General features: G+C 39.6%; 19 protein-coding genes and 6 tRNA genes. 13 read left to right on the forward strand and 12 right to left on the reverse strand.

Annotated features, from left to right (window positions below):
• Positions 1 to 36: 36 nt before the first annotated feature.
• From I6F45_RS18610 to lolB, 12 genes are all read right to left on the reverse strand, one after another.
• A tRNA-Gln gene (locus tag I6F45_RS18610) sits at positions 37 to 111 on the reverse strand.
• A 38-nt stretch (positions 112 to 149) separates the two neighbouring features.
• Positions 150 to 234 (reverse strand) — tRNA-Leu (locus tag I6F45_RS18615).
• Positions 235 to 324: 90 nt separating this feature from the next.
• Positions 325 to 401: transfer RNA gene (locus tag I6F45_RS18620), tRNA-Met, on the reverse strand.
• A gap of 5 nt (positions 402 to 406) precedes the next feature.
• Positions 407 to 481 (reverse strand) — tRNA-Gln (locus I6F45_RS18625).
• 39 nt (positions 482 to 520) lie between these two features.
• A tRNA-Leu gene (locus tag I6F45_RS18630) sits at positions 521 to 605 on the reverse strand.
• 47 nt (positions 606 to 652) lie between these two features.
• Positions 653 to 729 (reverse strand) — tRNA-Met (locus tag I6F45_RS18635).
• A 332-nt stretch (positions 730 to 1,061) separates the two neighbouring features.
• Entirely contained in the window at positions 1,062 to 2,153 is a 1,092-nt protein-coding gene (ychF, locus tag I6F45_RS18640; protein ID WP_007583951.1) for a redox-regulated ATPase YchF, read from the reverse strand.
• A gap of 53 nt (positions 2,154 to 2,206) precedes the next feature.
• Positions 2,207 to 2,791, reverse strand: coding sequence for an aminoacyl-tRNA hydrolase (gene pth / locus I6F45_RS18645; RefSeq protein ID WP_165740491.1), 585 nt, complete (start codon positions 2,789 to 2,791; stop codon positions 2,207 to 2,209).
• A gap of 19 nt (positions 2,792 to 2,810) precedes the next feature.
• On the reverse strand, positions 2,811 to 3,422 hold the full coding sequence (locus I6F45_RS18650; RefSeq protein WP_008171830.1) for a 50S ribosomal protein L25/general stress protein Ctc: 612 nt from the start codon (positions 3,420 to 3,422) through the stop codon (positions 2,811 to 2,813).
• Between the two features lie 149 nt (positions 3,423 to 3,571).
• Positions 3,572 to 4,519, reverse strand: a complete 948-nt coding sequence (locus I6F45_RS18655) for a ribose-phosphate pyrophosphokinase (protein ID WP_007583957.1) — start codon at positions 4,517 to 4,519, stop codon at positions 3,572 to 3,574.
• An 88-nt stretch (positions 4,520 to 4,607) separates the two neighbouring features.
• Positions 4,608 to 5,465 (reverse strand): 4-(cytidine 5'-diphospho)-2-C-methyl-D-erythritol kinase, encoded by an 858-nt coding sequence (ispE, locus tag I6F45_RS18660; RefSeq protein WP_010554716.1) that lies wholly within the window; start codon positions 5,463 to 5,465, stop codon positions 4,608 to 4,610.
• A gap of 2 nt (positions 5,466 to 5,467) precedes the next feature.
• Positions 5,468 to 6,055, reverse strand: a complete 588-nt coding sequence (lolB, locus tag I6F45_RS18665; RefSeq protein ID WP_197141581.1) for a lipoprotein insertase outer membrane protein LolB — start codon at positions 6,053 to 6,055, stop codon at positions 5,468 to 5,470.
• A gap of 83 nt (positions 6,056 to 6,138) precedes the next feature.
• Here lolB and hemA point away from each other — a divergent pair, with 83 nt between their 5' ends.
• The 13 genes from hemA (at position 6,139) to I6F45_RS18730 (ending at position 20,920) form a co-directional block, all read left to right on the forward strand.
• Positions 6,139 to 7,395 carry a glutamyl-tRNA reductase gene (hemA, locus tag I6F45_RS18670; RefSeq protein ID WP_197161629.1) on the forward strand — a complete coding sequence of 419 codons (1,257 nt, stop codon included), beginning with the start codon at positions 6,139 to 6,141 and terminating at the stop codon, positions 7,393 to 7,395.
• 7 nt (positions 7,396 to 7,402) lie between these two features.
• On the forward strand, positions 7,403 to 8,488 hold the full coding sequence (gene prfA, locus I6F45_RS18675) for a peptide chain release factor 1 (RefSeq protein WP_024593863.1): 1,086 nt from the start codon (positions 7,403 to 7,405) through the stop codon (positions 8,486 to 8,488).
• Positions 8,489 to 8,490: 2 nt separating this feature from the next.
• Positions 8,491 to 9,330, forward strand: a complete 840-nt coding sequence (prmC, locus tag I6F45_RS18680; RefSeq protein ID WP_165740489.1) for a peptide chain release factor N(5)-glutamine methyltransferase — start codon at positions 8,491 to 8,493, stop codon at positions 9,328 to 9,330.
• 54 nt (positions 9,331 to 9,384) lie between these two features.
• A complete protein-coding gene (locus tag I6F45_RS18685) occupies positions 9,385 to 10,929 on the forward strand; it encodes a response regulator (RefSeq protein WP_007583964.1) in 1,545 nt (514 codons plus the stop codon).
• 29 nt (positions 10,930 to 10,958) lie between these two features.
• Positions 10,959 to 11,333 (forward strand): SirB2 family protein, encoded by a 375-nt coding sequence (locus tag I6F45_RS18690; RefSeq protein ID WP_197141587.1) that lies wholly within the window; start codon positions 10,959 to 10,961, stop codon positions 11,331 to 11,333.
• A gap of 149 nt (positions 11,334 to 11,482) precedes the next feature.
• On the forward strand, positions 11,483 to 12,310 hold the full coding sequence (locus tag I6F45_RS18695) for a tetratricopeptide repeat protein (protein ID WP_007583966.1): 828 nt from the start codon (positions 11,483 to 11,485) through the stop codon (positions 12,308 to 12,310).
• A 14-nt stretch (positions 12,311 to 12,324) separates the two neighbouring features.
• Positions 12,325 to 13,578, forward strand: a complete 1,254-nt coding sequence (locus I6F45_RS18700; protein WP_007583967.1) for a DUF819 family protein — start codon at positions 12,325 to 12,327, stop codon at positions 13,576 to 13,578.
• A gap of 9 nt (positions 13,579 to 13,587) precedes the next feature.
• Entirely contained in the window at positions 13,588 to 14,442 is an 855-nt protein-coding gene (kdsA, locus tag I6F45_RS18705; RefSeq protein ID WP_007583968.1) for a 3-deoxy-8-phosphooctulonate synthase, read from the forward strand.
• A 121-nt stretch (positions 14,443 to 14,563) separates the two neighbouring features.
• Positions 14,564 to 15,466, forward strand: coding sequence for a transcriptional regulator GcvA (locus I6F45_RS18710; RefSeq protein WP_002958561.1), 903 nt, complete (start codon positions 14,564 to 14,566; stop codon positions 15,464 to 15,466).
• Between the two features lie 2 nt (positions 15,467 to 15,468).
• Positions 15,469 to 16,104 (forward strand): alpha/beta family hydrolase, encoded by a 636-nt coding sequence (locus I6F45_RS18715; protein ID WP_197161633.1) that lies wholly within the window; start codon positions 15,469 to 15,471, stop codon positions 16,102 to 16,104.
• A 19-nt stretch (positions 16,105 to 16,123) separates the two neighbouring features.
• Positions 16,124 to 16,492 (forward strand): DUF423 domain-containing protein, encoded by a 369-nt coding sequence (locus tag I6F45_RS18720; protein WP_024591610.1) that lies wholly within the window; start codon positions 16,124 to 16,126, stop codon positions 16,490 to 16,492.
• 17 nt (positions 16,493 to 16,509) lie between these two features.
• Positions 16,510 to 17,595 (forward strand): 23S rRNA (cytidine(2498)-2'-O)-methyltransferase RlmM, encoded by a 1,086-nt coding sequence (gene rlmM, locus I6F45_RS18725; RefSeq protein ID WP_197161636.1) that lies wholly within the window; start codon positions 16,510 to 16,512, stop codon positions 17,593 to 17,595.
• Positions 17,596 to 17,611: 16 nt separating this feature from the next.
• Positions 17,612 to 20,920: a PKD domain-containing protein gene (locus tag I6F45_RS18730; protein ID WP_197161640.1), complete on the forward strand. Its 3,309-nt coding sequence runs from the start codon at positions 17,612 to 17,614 to the stop codon at positions 20,918 to 20,920.

Raw genomic sequence — 20,920 nt, forward strand, 5'->3', positions numbered from 1 at the left:
CAATTCTTTTATCCAACTTTCCTTGGTAGAAGAAGTTGGCTGGGATACCAGGATTTGAACCTGGGAATGCCAGGATCAAAACCTGGTGCCTTACCGCTTGGCGATATCCCAACAAAGAATTAATGATAATTTTATTTCTTATCAAGAAATGGTGCGGAAAGAGAGACTTGAACTCTCACAACCGAAGTTACTGGAACCTAAATCCAGCGCGTCTACCAATTCCGCCACTCCCGCATCGTTTGTACAATAAAGTACAGGTAGTTATTTTAAACTCTTCATTGAGCTGCAATTTAACTCTTGCAGAGCCATTTCTAAAAGAAGAAATGGTGGCTAAGACGGGATTTGAACCTGTGACCCCATCATTATGAGTGATGTGCTCTAACCAGCTGAGCTACTTAGCCATTGTTGGCTGGGATACCAGGATTTGAACCTGGGAATGCCAGGATCAAAACCTGGTGCCTTACCGCTTGGCGATATCCCAACAATAACAATTGATAGTTTTAATTCTTATCAAGAATTATGGTGCGGAAGGAGAGACTTGAACTCTCACATCCTAAGATACTGGAACCTAAATCCAGCGCGTCTACCAATTCCGCCACTCCCGCACACAAGGTAGTTATTTTAAACTCTTCATTGAGCAACAAAAAAATACTGGTGGCTAAGACGGGATTTGAACCTGTGACCCCATCATTATGAGTGATGTGCTCTAACCAGCTGAGCTACTTAGCCATCTTTTTTTGTTAGCACTTCATCGCTGAGTGCGGGGCGTATTATGCTGATATGACCCAAATTCGTCAACACCTTTTTTGCAAAAAAACACTTAACTGTGTTTGTTTGCAGGAAAATTAAGCTAACAGGCTAAAATTTAATAAAAATGCTGTTTTTTTAGCTGCCTTTAAGGCGCGGAATCTTAATTAACCCTGTACTTCTTTAATTAAGCGATATTACAAAGATAGACTAGTTGAGGCTAATTATTATTTTTATAATGCTTAAATACAAAAAAGGCTCGTAAAAACGAGCCTTTAAAAATTATTACCAAGTGAAATTGGTTTAATTTGTACTTATACGTTGAACAAGAAGTTCATTACATCGCCATCTTTAACAATGTACTCTTTACCTTCTTGACGCATCTTACCTGCTTCTTTTGCGCCACTCTCACCTTTAAAGGCAACAAAGTCGTCAAAAGCAATAGTTTGCGCACGGATAAAGCCACGCTCGAAGTCGGTATGGATTTTACCCGCTGCTTGTGGTGCTGTTGCACCTACAGGGATTGTCCATGCGCGTACTTCTTTTACGCCAGCTGTGAAATAAGTTTGTAATTGTAGTAATTCATAACCACCACGAATAACAAGGTTAAGACCTGGCTCTTCTAGACCAAGATCAGCCATAAACTCTAGCTTGTCTTCGTCATCTAGTTCTGAAAGCTCAGACTCGATAGCGGCACATACAGGAACAACAATCGCATCTTCAGCTGCGGCAATAGCGCGTACGCGGTCAAGGTATGGGTTATTTTCAAAACCATCTTCAGCAACGTTTGCAATATACATTGTTGGTTTAATCGTTAAGAAGTTAATAGAGCTGATTGCTGCTTTTTCTTCTTTAGTTAGTGCTAGACCACGTAAAGTTAAGCCTTCGTCAAGATGCACTTTTACTTTTTCAAGTACAGCATTTTGCTCTTTAGCGTCTTTATCGCCACCTTTTGCTTTTTTTGAATTACGGAAAAGGGCTTTTTCAGCGCTATCCATATCAGCAAGTACTAACTCAGTGTTGATTACGTCAATATCGTCAGCAGGGTCAATAGTGCCTGCTACGTGGATGATGTTTTCATCTTCAAAACAGCGAACTACGTGGCCAATTGCATCGGTTTCACGAATGTTAGCTAAAAACTGGTTACCAAGGCCTTCACCTTTAGATGCGCCTTTTACTAAGCCAGCAATGTCTACAAATTCCATACTGGTGGTAAGAACTCGTTGAGGATTAACTATTTTAGCAAGTTCGTCTAGACGAGGATCTGGCACAGGTACCACACCTGTATTAGGCTCAATGGTACAAAAAGGAAAGTTAGCGGCTTCAATACCCGCTTTAGTTAGTGCATTGAAAAGCGTTGATTTACCAACGTTAGGCAAGCCAACGATGCCACATTTAAAACCCATAGTAAGATACCTTGTTTAGAATTCGTTTAAACGGTGTACTTGGACCCAAGTTACTAGGGTTTAAACGAATGTAGTCTGTTTTGTGCTTTTAACACACCATCTTTTGCAAGTATTTCCATGCAACGAACTGCTTCATCAACAGCAGCATCCATTTTTTCTTGGTCTGCTTTGACCGCTTTTCCAAGCACCCAACCAGTAACCATTTCACGATGCCCCGGATGACCTACACCAATGCGCAAGCGCATAAAGTCTTTTTGATTTGCCATTTTTGCAATAATGTCTTTTAAACCATTATGACCGCCATGCCCGCCGCCTTTTTTTAACTTGGCAACGCCTGGGTCTAAATCCAATTCGTCATGGGCAACTAAAATGTCCTCGACAGGGATTTTGAAAAAATTAGCTAAACTACCGACCGCTTTACCACTTAAATTCATGTAAGTAGTGGGGATCAATAATTTGAATTCTTGGCCTTGAATGATCACTTTGCCTGTAAGGCCGTGATATTTAGGATCGTATTTTAGGGTGCAGTTGTAGCGTGCAGCGATTTGCTCGATGAACCAAGCACCTGCATTGTGGCGTGTGTTTGCGTATTCGGGGCCTGGATTAGCCAGGCCCACAAGCATTTGAATAGAATTCAAGGTTGCGAGACCTTAAAAATTATTCTGCTGCTGCAGCGTCGTCTTCAACTGGAGCTGCTTTGTTTGCTTTGATAGTCAGGATAGACTGATCATGGCCTTCGCCTTTACCTAAATCTACAGAGCTAACGCCTTTAGGGAAAGTAAGGTCAGAAATATGAACAGAATCGCCAACAACAAACTTAGAAACATCTACTTCAATGAATTCTGGAAGTGCTTTTGGAAGACACGTAATTTCAACTTCAGTTAACTGGTGAACAACAGTTGCGCCAGCTTTAGTTACAATATCTTCACCGATGAAGTGAAGAGGAACTTTAGTTTGAAATTTATGAGTAGCATCTACACGTTGGAAATCAAGGTGAGTAAGCTTAGGCTTGAATGGGTGACGTTGGATATCTTTTAAGATTACTTCAACAGCTTCGCCATCTACGTTAAGCGTAAGGATATGCGTGTAAAAACCTTCGTCTTCTTGTGCTTTGATCATATCTTTATGAGCAAAAGTAAGAGATAAAGCTTCTTTGTCAGCTCCGTAAAGGATTGCAGGAACTTTGTCTTCGCGACGTAGGCGGCGGCTCGCACCAGTACCAGTTTCTACGCGAAGTTCAGCGTTATATGTATAAGTTTTGTTAGACATGATGTCTCCAGTTATTAAAATGTGTAGGGCCTTTGCGACCAAGGTCCCTAGCCAAAAGGCGCGCTATCATACCACCACGCCCAGACAAAATAAACATCGCTTACAAAAAAAGCGCCAAAAGGCGCTTTTATACTCAGGAATGTTTAATTTTAGTGTTCAAACATCGCTGAGATAGATTCTTCGTTACTAATACGACGAATAGTCTCTGCTAACATGTCAGCAAGCGTAAGTACCTTAATTTTATCAAGGGCTTTAAGCTCGTCAGATAGCGGAATTGAGTCAGTTACAATTACTTCGTCAATCATCGAGTCACGTAAGTTTTCTGCTGCTTTACCTGAAAGAATAGGGTGCGTTGCGTATGCAAATACGCGTTTAGCGCCATGTTCTTTAAGTGCTTCTGCGGCTTTACATAACGTACCACCGGTATCAATCATATCATCTACGATAATACAATCACGACCTTCAACGTCACCAATAATGTGCATTACTTGAGAAACGTTTGCTTGAGGGCGACGTTTATCAATGATTGCTAAATCGGTATCGTTTAGTAGTTTTGCAATTGCACGTGCGCGTACAACACCACCAATATCTGGAGATACAACAACGACGTCTTCAAAGTCGCGTTCTTTCATATCTTCAAGTAATACAGGGCTGCCAAATACGTTGTCTACTGGTACATCAAAGAAGCCTTGGATTTGTTCAGCGTGTAAATCAACCGTAAGAACACGGTCAACACCAACGCTTGATAAGAAATCGGCAACAACTTTAGCGGTAATTGGAACACGGGCAGAACGTACACGACGGTCTTGGCGCGCATAACCAAAATAAGGAATGACGGCAGTAATACGACCTGCAGATGCACGACGTAGAGCATCAACCATAACGATAAGTTCCATTAGGTTATCGTTTGTAGGGGCACAGGTTGATTGCAAGATAAAAACGTCCGAGCCACGAACATTTTCATTTATTTGAACACTGATCTCACCGTCGCTAAAACGGCCAACAACAGCATCGCCTAATTCAATATATAAACGTTTTGCAACTTTTTGAGCTAACTCAGGTGTTGCGTTACCAGCGAAGAGCTTCATGTCAGGCACGGTAGGGTTCCTCAGGCACTGAATATTTGGACTAACGGGCAATGATAAATACCACTGCGAGTTAACTTATGATTACTTGTACGTTACTTCATTGATCGAATATGGCGGTTAACTCCGTATGAGCAGGTGAGACATTTGCGCTTGAAGCCACAAAACCCTGCCAAGTATGGGGGAGATTTTCAAGTACATCTTGTGCTTGAACTTGACTAGCAAATTCGACAAAACAACATGAACCTGTTCCGGTCATCTTCGACGGTGCGTATTTTAGCAACCACTGGAGGGTTTTTTCAACCTCGGGGCAAAGCTTTTTAACTAAAGGCTCACAATCGTTGGTTAAAGTATGGTGTTTCCAATCGCCTATTATTTTTGGTGTGTCGCGTTTTAAATCTGGATGTGTAAATATTTTTGCAGTACTTACATGTTGGTTTGGGTGTACAACGCAGTACCATTTTTGTTCAAGTTTTACCTGGTGTAATTTCTCACCAATACCATGCGCTATGGCGCTTTGCCCTTGTATGAACACCGGAACATCAGCCCCTAATTTAAGTCCTAATTGGGCTAGAATTTCTAAATTTAGTTCTAATTTCCATAATTTATTTAGCGCTAATAAAGTACTTGCGGCGTCGGATGAACCACCTCCAACACCTCCGCCCATCGGTAAGCGTTTAATTAAATTTATTTTTACACCTAAAGAGGTTTTACAGTGTGTTTGTAATAATAAAGCCGCTTTATAGATGAGATTATCATTTAGGGGTATGTCTTTAGTATCACCCCCGACAGAAATACCACCGTCTGTTGTTAGCTCAAAATGCAATTCATCACCAAAATTTAAAAAAGTAAATAAGGTTTCTAGTTCATGATAGCCATCTTCTCGGCGAGCATTTATATGTAAAAATAAATTGAGTTTTGCCGGAGCAATAAGGGAAAAAGAGGTTTTGTTATTCATGTTTATTTAAATTGCCAATCGTAGAGTTGAATCTTAATTTTTATTTGTTGATGCTTTAGCGTCAGTTTAGTTGGTAACCAGTAACCTGCGTTTTGTACGTAAGTGCCGTAATCTATTTGCCATTTTTTGCCTGTATTATCAAACCATAATACTTGCTTTGCGCGGCCTAACTCATCAACAACTAAACTTTGGTCATCAATAGTCCCTTTAAGCCAATTATCGGCATTATCAACAGGGAGTGTAAAACCCGTTAAGCGCTTTAAAAGCTCTGAAGCGTTAGTATCAAAGTACTCATCGCCGTCAAATTCTAATTCAGCACCGTTTGCTGTTTGTTTAAGCGACAAAATACGCGTACCAATAAAGGTAGTCAGTATTAAATTATTGGAATTTGTTGTTTGCTGCCAATTTAAGTTTGCAGATTGACGCTCTTGTGGGCTAATAAACGCGAGTTTACCCTCGACCTGCCAAGTTTTTTGAGCAGCTAAACGTGGTTTCCAATCATCATAAAGTGTTGTTTTTGTATCAATTTGATGAGCACAGCCACCTAAAAACAAAAAAAACATGAATAAAATCAAATATTGTCGAATCAAATGTTGTTCCTTACTTTCCATATTCCGCTGATTTTTGGTAAAATTACCGCCTTTGAAGTAGGGCTCAGCAATATTTGGCAAATATGACCATAATAGCACTAGGTATAAATCACAAAACCGCATCCGTAGAATTACGTGAAAAAGTGGCCTTTTCGCCTGAGCAAATTTCAGAGGCGTTGCAACAATTAAGCGGCCATGCCGACTTTAATGAAGCGGTTATTGTGTCTACCTGTAATCGAACCGAGATCTATTGTAGCCTCGCTCAGCAAAATTCCCAAACACTGTTAACGTGGCTTGCCAGTTTCCATGGTTTGGATGAACATGAACTGAGCAGCAATATGTACTGCCATGAAGGTAATGACGCCATTAACCACTTAATGCGCGTAGCGTGTGGGTTGGATTCTTTGGTGTTAGGCGAGCCGCAAATTTTAGGGCAAATAAAGCAATCGTTTTTTAGTGCTAAAACCCACGATGCAATAGGGGTTACTTTTGATAGGTTGTTTCAAAAAACCTTTTCGGTAGCGAAGCAAGTTCGCACTGAAACAAATATAGGCGCAAGTGCCGTGTCGGTTGCATTTGCGGCTGTTAATTTAGCAAAACATATTTATGGCAAGCTTGATCAAACCAATGTGTTATTGATTGGTGCTGGTGAAACCATTGAACTGGTTGCTAAACATTTATATCAAAATGAGCCTAAAAAAATAACGGTAGCTAATAGAACAATTGAACGTGCTCGCAGCCTTGCTGATGAAGTGTCTGCAGATGTTATCGCACTTGCACAGTTACCAGAACGTTTACATGAAGCCGATATAGTCATTAGTTCTACCGCCAGTACTTTACCTATTATTGGTAAAGGGGTGGTTGAGCAAGCGCTTAAGCAGCGCCGTCACAAGCCTATGCTATTTATAGATATTGCGGTTCCGCGCGACATAGAAAGCCAAGTAGGTGAGCTAGATGCTGCCTATTTATATTCCGTTGATGACTTACAAACCATTGTAAGCGAGAATATGGCAGCGCGTGAGCAAGCTGCACAGCAAGCGCAAATAATTATTACTGAACGCACCAAAGAATTTGCAATGTGGATGCGCTCACTCGATTCGGTAGATTTAATCCGCCATTATCGAAATGATGTACAAACAATTAAGTCAGAACTTGTAGAGCGTGCTGTTAGTCAGCTAAATACAGGTAAAGATGCAGAAAAAATTATATTAGAGCTCGCCAATAAATTAACCAATCGCTTAATGCACGCGCCTACCCGTGCAATACAAGACGCAGCGAAAAAAGGTGAAGTGGCGCAGCTAAACCAGTTGAAAAAAATGTTAGGTATTGATCAGGAATAACCGTTAAATGAAAGAGTCTGTTTATAATAAATTAGAAACCTTAGTAGAGCGTTACGAAGAAGTACAAGCGCTACTAAGCGACCCGTCGGTCATTAGTGATCAAAATCGTTTTCGTGGGCTTTCAAAAGAATACTCTGAGCTTGAAGAGATTGTAAAAACGTTTTTAACTTACAAAGAAACGCAAGATGATTTAGCCAGTGCAGAAGAAATGCTTAAAGATTCTGACCCTGAAATGCGTGAAATGGCGCAAGAAGAATATAAAGAAGCTAAAGCACAAATTTTGGCAATTGAAGATCAAATTCAAGTATTAATGTTGCCAAAAGATCCGCGAGATAATAACAACGTGTTTGTTGAAGTACGCGCTGGAACAGGCGGTGATGAAGCGGCTATTTTTGCTGGCGACTTATTCCGTATGTACAGCCGCTATGCAGAAACTAAAAAATGGAAAGTAGAAGTTGTGAGCACCAATGAAGGTGAGCACGGTGGTTACAAAGAAGTTATTGCAAATATTAGTGGCGAAGGCGTTTACGGTCAATTAAAGTTTGAATCAGGTGTACACCGCGTACAACGTGTGCCAGAAACTGAGTCACAAGGGCGAGTTCATACCTCTGCGTGTACTGTTGCGGTAATGGCGGAAGTACCAGAGGCAGAAGCGATACAAATTAATACCGCAGATTTAAAAGTTGATACATTTCGTGCATCAGGCGCAGGTGGTCAGCACGTTAATAAAACAGATTCTGCTATTCGACTTACACATATACCTACCGGTGTTGTGGTTGAGTGTCAGGATCAACGTTCACAGCATAAAAACCGTGCTAAAGCGATGTCAGTACTTGCAGCACGTTTACAACAGGCTGAAGATGAAAAGCGCCATGCGGCAGAAGCATCTGAACGTCGTGACTTAGTAGGTAGTGGCGATCGTTCTGAACGTATCCGTACTTATAACTACCCACAAGGTCGTATTACCGATCACCGTATTAACTTAACACTTTATCGTTTGAATGAAGTGGTAGCGGGTGATTTAAGCTGCGTTATTGACCCATTAATGCAAGAACATCAAGCTGACTTATTAGCGGCTATGGGCGACGAGTAATCGTGAGCCAAACTCTTGAACAAGCTATTGCTGCAGGCGCTAATTTATTAGCACCTAGCAGCGAAAGTGCTAAATTAGACGCACAAGTTTTACTTCTACATATTCTTCAAAAACCTCACAGTTACCTTTTTACTTGGCCAGAGCATGCGCTTAATGCCGAACAACAACAGCAATTTAATACATTTTGCCAAAGACGTTTAAACGGTGAACCTGTTGCACATATTACGGGGCAACGTGAATTTTGGAGCTTATCGCTTGAAGTTAACGCAACAACTTTAATACCTCGACCAGATACTGAAACGTTAGTAGAACAAGCACTTGAAGTGGCTGTACCTGCTACAGCTAAAGTGCTTGATTTAGGCACGGGTACTGGTGCAATCGCACTGGCCCTTGGTAGTGAAATGCCTAATTGGCAAATTATTGCAGTAGATAGAGTAAGCGATGCAGTTGCACTGGCTACACGTAACCAGCAGCGATTGGCTATTAATAACGTTCACGTTAAGCAAAGCAACTGGTTTAGCGAGTTACATGGTGAGAAATTCAACCTAATTGTTACCAACCCGCCTTATATTGAAAGCAGTGATATACATTTAAATCAGGGCGATGTGCGCTTTGAGCCTTTGTCGGCATTAGTGGCTGATGATTGTGGAATGTCTGATATTAAACAAATAATTACACAATCACGTGACTATTTGTTATCTAGTGGCTATCTTTTAATAGAACACGGTTTTGAGCAAGGTGAAGCTGTTCGTCATTTCTTCAAAAAAATGGCATTTGTGGATATTAAAACAGTGAAAGACTTTGGTGATAATGACCGTGTAACGTTTGCACAGTGGCCCTAAAGAATAATAATTGCCTGCTAGTGCGTTAAATAATGCCATGAAGGAATTTCGACTATGATGGGTGATTTTTTATTTTCAGATGAGCCAGAAGAAGCAATCAATGAGATTGAACTCGGTACCTGGAAAGTATTAATCGTTGATGATGAACCTGAAGTTCATGCTGTTACAAAACTAGCGTTGAGTGATTTTGAGTTTCAAAATAAACGCTTAGAATTTATTAGTGCGTACTCAGGTGCTGAAGCAAAAGAGCTTGTGAAAGAGCATCCAGATGCAGCCATTGTACTACTTGATGTAGTAATGGAGACCGATGATGCCGGTTTGCAAGTTGCTAAGTTTATTCGTGAAGAAGCTAAAAATAATCATATTCGAATTATTTTAAGAACGGGTCAACCTGGTCAAGCACCTGAACGACAAGTAATTATTAATTATGATATTAACGATTACAAATCTAAAACAGAGCTAACGGCTCAAAAGTTATTTACTGTTATTATGTCGAGCCTGCGTTCGTATCGGGATATTATTTCGATTGAGCAGTCACGCGAAGGGCTTGAGAAAATAATTATAGCGTCCCGTGATATTTTTTCTGCGCATTCAATAGAGCACTTTATTGAAGGCGTTATGCAGCAGTTAACTTCTTTACTCGGTATTGCTGATCAAGCTATGTATGCAACTACTTTAGTTGCGCAAAATCCTGAAGCACAAAATAATAAAAAATTAATTGTTTGCTCGGGTACCGGTGACTTTGAAAAAAGTGAAGGTAAAGAGCTCGATGAGGTATTACAAGCTGAACAATTAAGTGCATGTCATCAGGCGCTTAATGAAAAAAGCATTATTTATAAAGATAACTACTTATTTGCGTATTGTAGCAGTGAATACAATCATAATTCGATGCTATTTATATCAGGTATTCCAAAGGATTTAACGGATACTCAGCGCCATTTAATTAAGATTTTCTCTCAAAACGTGCAACTTGCGTTTGAAAATGTACAACTTCAGTCTGAAATAGAAGCAACGCAACAAGAGCTTGTTTACAGGTTAAGTGAAGCGGTAGAGCAACGCTCAACAGAAACGGGTAATCATGTTAAGCGTGTAGCACATATTTGTCATATATTGGCACAAGGGTATGGCTTATCTAAGCATGATGCTGATTTAGTAAGGTTGGCGTCGCCTCTTCATGATGTAGGCAAAGTGGGCATTCCTGATGCGGTATTAAATAAACCAGCAAAGTTAGACGCCCAAGAATGGGAAGTGATGAAAACCCATACTGATAAAGGCTATACTATTTTAAAAGACTCGCCGCATGAGATTGTTAGTGCAGGCGCAATTATTGCAAAAGAGCATCATGAAAAATGGGATGGCTCTGGTTACCCACAAGGTTTAAGCGGAAACGCAATTAATGTATTTGGTCGTATAGTTGCACTTGCTGATGTATACGATGCACTTCGCCATAAACGATGCTATAAAGAACCTTGGACACTGCAAAACGTAGTTGATGAAATTAACGCTCAAAAAGGCACACACTTTGAACCAAAATTGGTTGAAGTATTTAACGAGAAGCTTGATGAGTTAGAAGCGGTTCTTAACCGTTTTCCTGATTAAATTTTTATAAAACAGAAGTACAGGGGCATATGGATTATTTAGCAGTAAAGCATTCACACATGGCAATTGCGATGTTGAGTGTGATTTTATTTTATGTTCGCGCATTTTCGCGAATGGGCAGTGGTAAATTAGCAAAAAATAAAGCGGTAATGATTGGTAGTCATAGTATAGATACTTTGCTATTAGTGTCTGCACTTACGCTTATATTTATGGCTAAAATTAACCCGTTTGAACAATCTTGGCTATTAGAAAAAATAGTTTTAGTGGTTATATATATTGGTATTGGGGCTAAAAGCGCCAGACAAACTAAAATGACGGCTAAAGTTGCTTACGTTTTAGTTAACACTGCTGTTATTTTAGCGATAGGTTATTTAGCGACGTCTAAATCAGCTTTTTTGCTATAAGTAATACCTGACTATTTGAGCTTTATAGTTGTTTTATAAAGCTCAAATACGACTCCCTCTCAGAAAATATTCAAAAACATCTCTATATTGGTATATAGCTTTAAAGTTAGGTAAACTACGCCTTCGTTTTCTAAAATGTTGCAGTATTAATGACTACCCTCGGGTTTGACGAACACGATGAATCTTATCTTGATGATGCTTACGATGAATTTACACCTCCAGCGATTTACCGCTGTATTAAAGCAGAGTCAAAATGGGACCCTCAGATAGATTTAACACCATGTTATGAAACTTTAACTGACTTTGAACAGCAAATTTCAGCGCTGTGTTTAAAAGTGAGTGATGAGCACGATCGCTTCGAAAAATTATTAGATATGTTTTACAGCGATTGGCTATTTAGTGCCTCAGGCTTAAAAGTGCCAGAATACAAATTAAATACATTAAGCTATACGCTTTCTATGCGTAGTGGCTCACCAACAACGCTTGCAATTATACTTTGTCACTTTTTACAACAAGCTAACTTTGATGCAAATCTTAGTCTTACGCTGGGTGATGTTGGTGTTCATGTGGCGATAAGTGATGAAGAGGGCTACATAATTGAGCCAAGCAGCGGGCAACAAAGCTGGTATATCATCCCTGAAAACGCAGATGAAGATGATGGGCAAGAACAAGAGCCTTTAGAGTTAATTTTTGATGACGAAGTATATAAGCTATTTTTAGCTCAGCAAAAATGGTCTTTCATTAGCGAAAACAAATTTGGTCATGCTTTGACCTGTGTAGAGATGCTAATGGAGCTAATAGGCGACGACCCGTATGAGAGACGCGACAGAGGTTACTTATTAAATCAGCTCGGTTGCCCTAAAATGGCACGTGATGATTTACAGTTTTTTGTCGATGAGTGTCCGGACGATCCTGCAATAGAGATTATTCAACACCAAATAGAAGAACTAGAAGATAATAATAAAACGCACCATTAAGAATAGGAATAATTATGGTTGAAACTCAAAGCGCATTAATTACAAATGATGCCGTTGTGCTTGGTTTGCTTGCTATTATTTTGGGGTTTATTTTTAAAACCTCAAACAGTGAGCGTCCAGCTTTAAAACGATTTTATAAATACGTACCTGCTTTACTACTGTGTTACTTTTTACCTTCGTTATTAAATACCTTTGGTATTGTAGATGGTAATAAATCCAATGTTTATTATGTGGCTTCGCGCTACTTACTGCCTGCTTGTTTAATACTGCTTACCATTAGTATTGATTTAAAAGCTATTATTAACTTAGGCCCTAAAGCGCTCATTATGTTTTTAGTGGGTACATTGGGCATTGTTATTGGTGGGCCATTAGCTATTTTAGTCGTGAGTGCATTTGATCCAAGTATTGTTGGTGGTCATGGGCCCGATGCAGTATGGCGCGGTATGACAACCGTTGCGGGTAGCTGGATTGGCGGTGGTGCTAACCAAGCATCAATGAAAGAGATGTTTGAAGTTGGTGGTGATATATTTTCTGTAATGATTACAGTAGATGTAATAGTCGCGAATATTTGGATGGCTGTTTTATTGTTAATGGCAGCAAACCATAAAAAGATTGATGCAGCTACGGGTGCTGATACAAGCGCAATTGAAGATTTAAAAAAACGTGTTGAAGCCTATCATGCTGAACACGCACGTATTCCTACTCTTAACGATTACATGACGCTGCTTGCAATTGCATTTGGTATAACCGGTTTAGCGCATTTTTGTGCTGACTTTTTAGGTCCGTACTTTGGCACTACTTATGAGTGGGCAAAAGAGTACAGCTTAAACAGTAAATTCTTTTGGCTAATTGTTATATCAACAACGATTGGCATAGGCTTATCGTTTACTAAAGTGAGACAAATAGAAGCGTTTGGCGCTTCAAAAGTAGCCTCTAGCTTTTTGTATATTTTAGTTGCATCGATTGGTTTGCATATGAATGTAACCGCTATTTTTAATAACCCAGGGTTATTTTTAGTTGGTGCCATTTGGATGTTAGTGCATGCAAGCATAATGTTAGTAGTAGCTAAACTAATTAAAGCACCGTTATTTTATATGGCTGTGGGCTCGCAGGCTAATGTGGGCGGTGCAGCGTCTGCACCTGTTGTAGCATCAGCATTTCACCCTTCGCTTGCGCCTGTTGGTGTCCTGTTAGCTGTACTGGGCTATGGTGTGGGTACTTATATGGCTTATATTTGTGGATTAATGATGCAAGCAGTTGCACCGTAAGGAATTTAAATGAAAGACCAAATTATTAAAATTAATGAAATTGAACTAGCAAACAACAAACCGTTTGTATTGTTTGGTGGTATTAACGTATTAGAATCTCGTGATTTAGCAATGCGTGTTGCAGAGCATTACGTAGAAGTTACGACGAAACTCAATATTCCTTATGTATTTAAAGCGTCATTTGATAAGGCTAACCGTTCTTCAATCAATTCGTACCGTGGTCCTGGTATGGAAGAAGGTTTAAAAATATTTGAAGAGATTAAAAAGACTTTCAACATACCGCTTATTACTGATGTACATGAACCGCATCAAGCAGCACCTGTTGCTGAAGTTGTTGATGTAATTCAGTTACCAGCCTTTTTAGCACGTCAAACAGATTTAGTTGTGGCGATGGCTAAAACAGGTGCAATTATTAACGTGAAAAAACCACAGTTTTTAGCGCCGCATGAAATGCGCCACATCATTACTAAATTTAATGAAGCGGGTAATAATAACATCGCACTTTGTGAGCGTGGTTCTAGCTTTGGTTACAACAACCTAGTGGTTGATATGCTGGGTATGGATGACATGAAAGCAATGGCGCCTGTTATTTTTGATGCAACACATGCGCTACAACGCCCTGGTGGACGAGCTGACTCTGCTGATGGTCGTCGTGCACAAGCTGCAGAGCTTGCACGTAGCGGTATGGCGCTAGGTATTGCAGGTTTATTTATTGAGGCGCATCCAAACCCTAACGAAGCTAAATGCGATGGCCCATGTGCGCTAGCGCTTAGTAAGTTAGAAGGATACTTAACGCAAATGAAAGCGGTTGATGATTTAATTAAAAGCTTTGCCCCACTTGATACAAGTGCAAGCGATTTATAATTAAGCATGATGTTTATTAAAAAGCGACTCAGGTCGCTTTTTTTATGCCTTTAATATACACAAACTTATATGATGTATATAATCTCACGCATAAGAAAAACTAATTCTAAGCTTGGTTATTATGTCAAGACGGGTACCTCCATTAAACGCATTAAAAGCCTTTGAAGCGGCTGCGCGTCATTTAAGTTTTACTAAGGCTGCAGAAGAGCTCTATGTAACGCAGGCGGCAGTAAGTCATCAAATAAAAACACTTGAAGAGCATTTAGGTTTAAAGTTGTTTTTACGTAAAAACCGCTCATTATTATTAACTGAAGAAGGCCAAGGCTATTTTTTAGATATAAAAGAGATTTTTACTCAGCTTATTGATGCAACTGAAAAGCTATTAGCCCGTGGTGCTAAGGGCTCATTAACGGTTAGTCTAACACCCAGTTTTGCTATTCAGTGGTTAGTGCCTCGTTTGAGTTTGTTTAATGAGTTACACCCAGAGATAGACGTGCGAATAAAAGCACAAGATCAAGATGAAAACTCACTGACTGATGACGTAGATATTGCTATTTACTATGGAAGAGGTCATTGGAATGGCGTACAAGCGTACAAACTTCATACCGAGTATTTAGTACCACTTTGTAGTCCTATGTTATTAAGCGGATTAAAGCCGCTTGATCAACCTAGTGATTTAGCGCATCACACTTTATTGCATGATACCACACGTAAAAACTGGAAAACGTGGATGAAAACTGCAGGCGTGCGTAACATTCAGGTAAATCAAGGACCTATATTTAGTCACTCATCAATGGTGTTACAAGCTGCAGTACATGGGCAAGGTGTGGCAATTGGTAATAGTGTATTAGCTAAACCCGACATAGATGCAGGGCGTTTGGTTATTCCGTTTAATCACAGTCTAGAAAGTAAAAATGCATATTACTTAGTGCTTCGCGAATCGCAAACAGAGCTTGGTAAAATAGTTTCGTTTAAAGAGTGGATGCTGAGCTTAGTAGAGCATGAACAAGAACATGAGTATTAATAATGATTGAATGGTTTAAAAGCACCGCACAACCTGCAATTGCACAGTTTATATTTGCGCATGGTGCAGGTGCCGGTAGCGATTCTGACTTTATGCAACATATGGCAAAATTAATAAGCGAGCAAGGTGTTGATGTTGGTTTATTTGATTTTGAATATATGCAAATTGCTAAACAAACTAATAAACGTAGGCCTCCAGAGCGAGCGCCAAAGCTACTTACTTATTATGAGCAAGTGCTTGGTCAGGCGCAGCCAGATTTACCGTTATTTATAGGCGGTAAATCGATGGGCGGACGCATGGCATCAATGCTTGCGTGCAGCACAGAGCAAAGACTTTCGGGTGTTATTGCATTTGGTTATCCATTTCATCCGCCGGGTAAGCCAGAAAAGTTACGCACCGATCATTTTGCTGATATTGTTTGCCCTTTTTTAGTATTACAGGGCGAGCGAGATACATTTGGTACACGTGAAGAACTGCTTACTATGGAAATGCCAAAACAGCCTTTACTCACATGGCTGACTGATGGCGATCATTCATTAAAACCACGTAAAAAAAGTGGTGTAACGGAACCGCAAAATAGAGAAACAGCAGCATTAAGGGCTGTTGAATTTATTAAGCAACAAATTGAGATGTGTTAAAACTCGATTAGGAGGTTAAATGATTAAATTATTTTTAATGACCGGCAGTATTTTTTGTATGCTTTCGGTTATGTTAGGTGCATTTGCTGCCCATGGTTTAAAAAGCCGTTTATCGGAGTATTCATTAGGGGTTTTTAAAACCGCTGCTGAGTATCAAATGGTGCATGGACTTGCACTGATTGCAGTGGCTATTTTAATTAAATGGGGCATAAACCTAAGTTGGGCTGGTGGCTTTTTTATAACGGGCACACTACTTTTTAGTGGCAGTTTATATTTACTCGCTCTAACAGATATGAAGTGGCTAGGGCCGATAACACCGCTTGGTGGATTGTGCTTTATTATTGGTTGGATTGTTATTTTAGTGCAAGTCGCACGATTTAAGTTTTAAAGAGTTTAAGGGTTAATATGTCTAGTGTTGTGATTTATTGTCGTAGTGGTTTTGAAAGCGATGCCGCTGCTGAAATAACGTTTCATGCTGCAGAGCAGGGTTTTGCAGGGTATGTAAAAGCAAAGCCAAATACAGGTTATGTTGTTTACGAATGTTTTGAAGCGCATCACAGCGACGAAATAATCAAAAAAGTCGATTTTAAAAATATGGTGTTCGCACGCCAATGGTTTGCCGGTATATTACTTGAAAACATGCCAGTAGAGGACCGTGTAAGTGCAGTAGTTGAAGCTGCTAAAGATTTTACATTGTGCTCAGAGCTGCGCGTAGAAACGCCAGATACAAATGAAGGCAAAGAGCTTTTAACATTCTGTAAAAAAATATCAACGCCGCTTAAAAAAGCCCTCGAAAAACAAAATACAGTACTGCGTGAGCCAAAAGCAAACCGCCCAGTAATGCATGTCATGTTTTTAACAAACAATACGGCTTATGTTGGTTACTCGTATAGCTTTAATAATTCTCCATTTTTCATGGGTATTTTACGCCTTCGTATGCCAAGCGATGCACCGAGTCGTTCAACGTTAAAACTCGACGAAGCGTTTAATGTATTTATTCCTGAGCAACAACGTGAATCACGCGTGGCAGCAGGTATGCGCAGTGTTGATTTAGGTGCATGCCCGGGTGGTTGGACTTATCAGCTTGTACGCCGTGGTATGTTTGTAAGTGCGATTGATAACGGCCCAATGAATGACGATTTAATGCAAACGGGTCAAGTTAAACATTTTAGAGCAGATGGTTTTAAATATCGCCCAGAAAAAAGAAATATTACTTGGTTAGTGTGCGATATGGTGGAAAAACCAACCAAAGTGACTACGCTAATGATTGACTGGGCAGTAAATGCATACGCAAAAGAGTTTATATTTAACTTAAAACTACCTATGAAAAAACGCTTTGATAGTGTTTATGAATGTCTTTCAATGATAAGAAAAGAGCTTGAGAAACATAGCATTAATTACGAGTTACAAGCTAAACATCTCTATCATGATCGTGAGGAAATAACCGTTCATTTAAACGTTACTAAGGTGCCACAAAATTTGTATAGTTAATATGTAGAGGCTAAAAGTGGTAAAAAACAATATTAATAAATGGCTAAGTTTACTTTTTTTATCACTTTTAATCACAGGTTGTGGCGGCGGCGGAGAAGGTAGTGATTCAACTACGCCCTCTGGTAACACTGCGCCCAGTGTTACGCTCTCTGTTAGTAGTAACGTTATTGTCTCTAACCAATCGTTTACTATTACTGCGCTTGCAAGTGATAGTGACGGGCAAATAGCCAATTATCAATGGCAACAACTTAGTGGTCCTGAATTTACATTTATTGTTAATGGCAATACGCTTACAGCTACTGCACCGAGTGTAACCACTGACACGACCTTTAGTTTTTCAGTTACTGTTACTGATAATTCAGGTGCTACTGCACAACAAGTATTTTCAGGCACTATCACTTCTCAAAATAATGCACCTACAGTTAATATTACAGGCCCAAGTAGTGCACTTGCTAACACACAAGTAAGCTTAGTTGCTAACGTTCAAGATACAGATGGAACCATAAGCACTATTAGTTGGATTCAGTCTGCGGGAGATAATGTTGATTTTAGCCAGTCAGATGGTGTACTTAGTTTTACTGCACCCAATGTATCTGAAAATACAACGCTAGGCTTTAGCGTAACCGTAACTGACAATGCCGGTAAAAGCGCTCAAGCGAGTAAAACGGTTTTAATTAATCAAGTAAATAGCGCGCCAACAGTCATTGTTACAGGCCCAGAAGAAGCTGAAAAAGATGACAGTGTAACCCTAGTTGCAGATGCACAAGACCGCGATGGCAGTATTAATAGCATAACCTGGCAGCAAACAAGTGGCCCTGTAGTTGAACTTACCCAAACAGAAACAAGTATTAGTTTTAATGCGCCCACTGTTGCGCAAAATACCAATATAACGTTTGTAGTAACTGTTACCGATGACGATAACGCTACAAATAACGCCCAGAAAATAGTTGTAATATTAGCCCCAAATAACCCACCGACTGCCGATGATGTAAATATAAATGTGCAATATAACCAAGCCACAGAATTTAGCTTAGTGGTTAGCGACGCAGATAACGATAGCGTACAGATTGACTTTGGTGATGATTTAAATGGAGCGCAAATCAGTGCTATTGATGACCAAGCCTTACGTTTTAGTTACACACCTCCTGCAAACAGTATCACTCCACAAAGCTATACGTTAACGGCGACTGATACAAAAGACACAACTGAATTTGTATTGAATGTTACCGTTGTTGATTCAACGCCCGCTACAATTAGTAATGTAACGCCCCAAAATAGTAATGAACCAGTATTTGTAGATAGCCCTGTTAGCATTACATTTTCAGATATTATGCTCGTGAGTACTTTAGCCGTTAACTCTAGCAGTGGTACTTGTACTGGAAGCGTACAAGTGTCAGCAGATAATTTTACTACTTGCTTGGCCTTAACTATTGAAAGTTTGTCGGGTACTACCAGCGACACAAGTACTTATTTTCATACTGTAAATTTAAGCGCAAGCTTTGATGAAGACACTCAATATATTGTTCGTGTTACAGCTGATTTAGCTAATTTTGATAGCACAACTATTTTGGCGCAAACTGCCACCTCGTTTACAACTTCTAGCCAAGATATAAAAATAACAGAGCTTTCATCTGTGCAATTTAGTAATGACTTACCTTGGATTGAACTTTATAACGGCACCGGTGCGACAGTAAATTTACAAGACTACTCTCTTAAAGCTCGCAGTATTAATATGTCTGATAGTACGTTGAGTGGTGAGCAAATATTTACGCTGCCTAATAAAGAGCTTTTAAATGGCGCCTATATTATTTTACAAAGCCGCTTTGGCGATGACTTTTTAGCAAGTGCGTCATTAAATAACACTAAGCTTGTGCTTGTTGGTAGCGCGAATGATCAAATTAGGCCTTATTGGTACATAAATGGTTTTGCAGAATTACTTAATAGTGCGGGTACACAAACTATCGACTTTGTTAAGTTTGGAAATTCAACCCAAGAGCCTGTAACAGCCTCGCAGTGGCAAGGCGAAAATGCTGCACAAATACCGCCAGAGCAGGGCGCCAGCTTAAAGCGTACGCTCGGCGCAACCGATACTAACCAAAATACAGACTGGAACTACTCAGTATTCAATACTCCGGCAGGGCCTAATGATATAACTTGCTCAATAGATGATGATGAAGACGGTATTCCAGATTGCGCAGAGGTAGAGGGGGCAACATTTGGTGGACTGCCTTTATATGAATGGGGAGCGCGTACTTCACAAAAAGATATATTTATTGAAATAGATTATATGGATAGTAGTGATGTTGGAATAACGCCTCATCGAACAGCACTTGAAAAAATTGTTAGTGTATTTGCAAGTAAAGGCTATACCGTTCATTTTGATGTAGGTGACTTATTTGATCAAAATAGCGATATTGCGCTGCAAAACTTTGATTTAGGTGGCGGAAATGTTGTCCCTTTTAATAGTTATACTCCGTTTGAGTACGATTTAAGTAGCCCTAATTTATTTGCTTATAAAATGGAATATACCGATATAACCCGCAGACCCATTTTTCATTACTTATTAATGGCAAGTAGTGGAAATGAAGATGGCAGTATTAGTGGGTCGGGTATTGCTGAGATCAGCGGTAATGATTTAATGGTAACTATGGGGGGCTGGGGCTTAACGCTCGATACGCAAATAGCAACCAATGTAACTTATAATTATCAAGCATCAACTATCTTTCATGAGCTAGGCCATAACTTAGGCTTATACCATGGTGGCGATGAAGAGGTTAACTTTAAGCCTAATCATTTAAGCTCTATGAATTATTTATATCAATTAGCGGGTTTATCAACAATAGGTAATAACGAAGGCGATCGTTATTATGAGCGTTTTTATCCAGGCAATGCTAGCTGCGATATTACACCAAATACTAATAGTCATTTAGGCTCTACAGATGATTTTATTATTGATTATTCAAGTGGTAGTTCAGCAGATTTAAATGAGAGTACAATACTTGAAGCACAGGGGTTAAATCGAAATGCCTCACTACCTGTTGATTTTAACTGTAATGCAATTAACACCGAAAGCTTAACCAGCTTTGATACTAATCAAGATAATACAATATCAATACTTAGTGATGTAAATGAGTGGAGCATGCTTAATTTGCAGTTTTATATGCAAAGTGCAGGTAATCGGTTTGGCGTGCCAAATACTAATAATAGTAAGGTGTATAATTTACAAAGCTCACCTACTAATATTGAAACGCTGCCCAGTTATATAAAAGAAGCGCAGCCAAGTAGTGCAATTATTGCTGAGTTAAAAGCAATTAAAGAGCATTAA

This window comes from Pseudoalteromonas sp. SWYJZ19 (genome assembly GCF_015864375.1).
Classification (GTDB): Bacteria; Pseudomonadota; Gammaproteobacteria; order Enterobacterales; family Alteromonadaceae; genus Pseudoalteromonas; species Pseudoalteromonas arctica.

What these genes read in the sequence shown, in the direction of transcription:
- I6F45_RS18695 (WP_007583966.1), top strand. Translation starts at nt 11,483, where the DNA reads ATGACTACCCTCGGGTTTGACGAACACGATGAATCTTATCTTGATGAT.
- rlmM (WP_197161636.1), top strand. Translation starts at nt 16,510, where the DNA reads ATGTCTAGTGTTGTGATTTATTGTCGTAGTGGTTTTGAAAGCGATGCC.
- kdsA (WP_007583968.1), top strand. Translation starts at nt 13,588, where the DNA reads ATGAAAGACCAAATTATTAAAATTAATGAAATTGAACTAGCAAACAAC.
- I6F45_RS18720 (WP_024591610.1), top strand. Translation starts at nt 16,124, where the DNA reads ATGATTAAATTATTTTTAATGACCGGCAGTATTTTTTGTATGCTTTCG.
- prfA (WP_024593863.1), top strand. Translation starts at nt 7,403, where the DNA reads ATGAAAGAGTCTGTTTATAATAAATTAGAAACCTTAGTAGAGCGTTAC.
- I6F45_RS18710 (WP_002958561.1), top strand. Translation starts at nt 14,564, where the DNA reads ATGTCAAGACGGGTACCTCCATTAAACGCATTAAAAGCCTTTGAAGCG.
- I6F45_RS18715 (WP_197161633.1), top strand. Translation starts at nt 15,469, where the DNA reads ATGATTGAATGGTTTAAAAGCACCGCACAACCTGCAATTGCACAGTTT.
- I6F45_RS18650 (WP_008171830.1), bottom strand. Translation starts at nt 3,422, where the DNA reads ATGTCTAACAAAACTTATACATATAACGCTGAACTTCGCGTAGAAACT.
- I6F45_RS18700 (WP_007583967.1), top strand. Translation starts at nt 12,325, where the DNA reads ATGGTTGAAACTCAAAGCGCATTAATTACAAATGATGCCGTTGTGCTT.
- I6F45_RS18685 (WP_007583964.1), top strand. Translation starts at nt 9,385, where the DNA reads ATGATGGGTGATTTTTTATTTTCAGATGAGCCAGAAGAAGCAATCAAT.
- ychF (WP_007583951.1), bottom strand. Translation starts at nt 2,153, where the DNA reads ATGGGTTTTAAATGTGGCATCGTTGGCTTGCCTAACGTTGGTAAATCA.
- I6F45_RS18690 (WP_197141587.1), top strand. Translation starts at nt 10,959, where the DNA reads ATGGATTATTTAGCAGTAAAGCATTCACACATGGCAATTGCGATGTTG.
- hemA (WP_197161629.1), top strand. Translation starts at nt 6,139, where the DNA reads ATGACCATAATAGCACTAGGTATAAATCACAAAACCGCATCCGTAGAA.
- ispE (WP_010554716.1), bottom strand. Translation starts at nt 5,465, where the DNA reads ATGAATAACAAAACCTCTTTTTCCCTTATTGCTCCGGCAAAACTCAAT.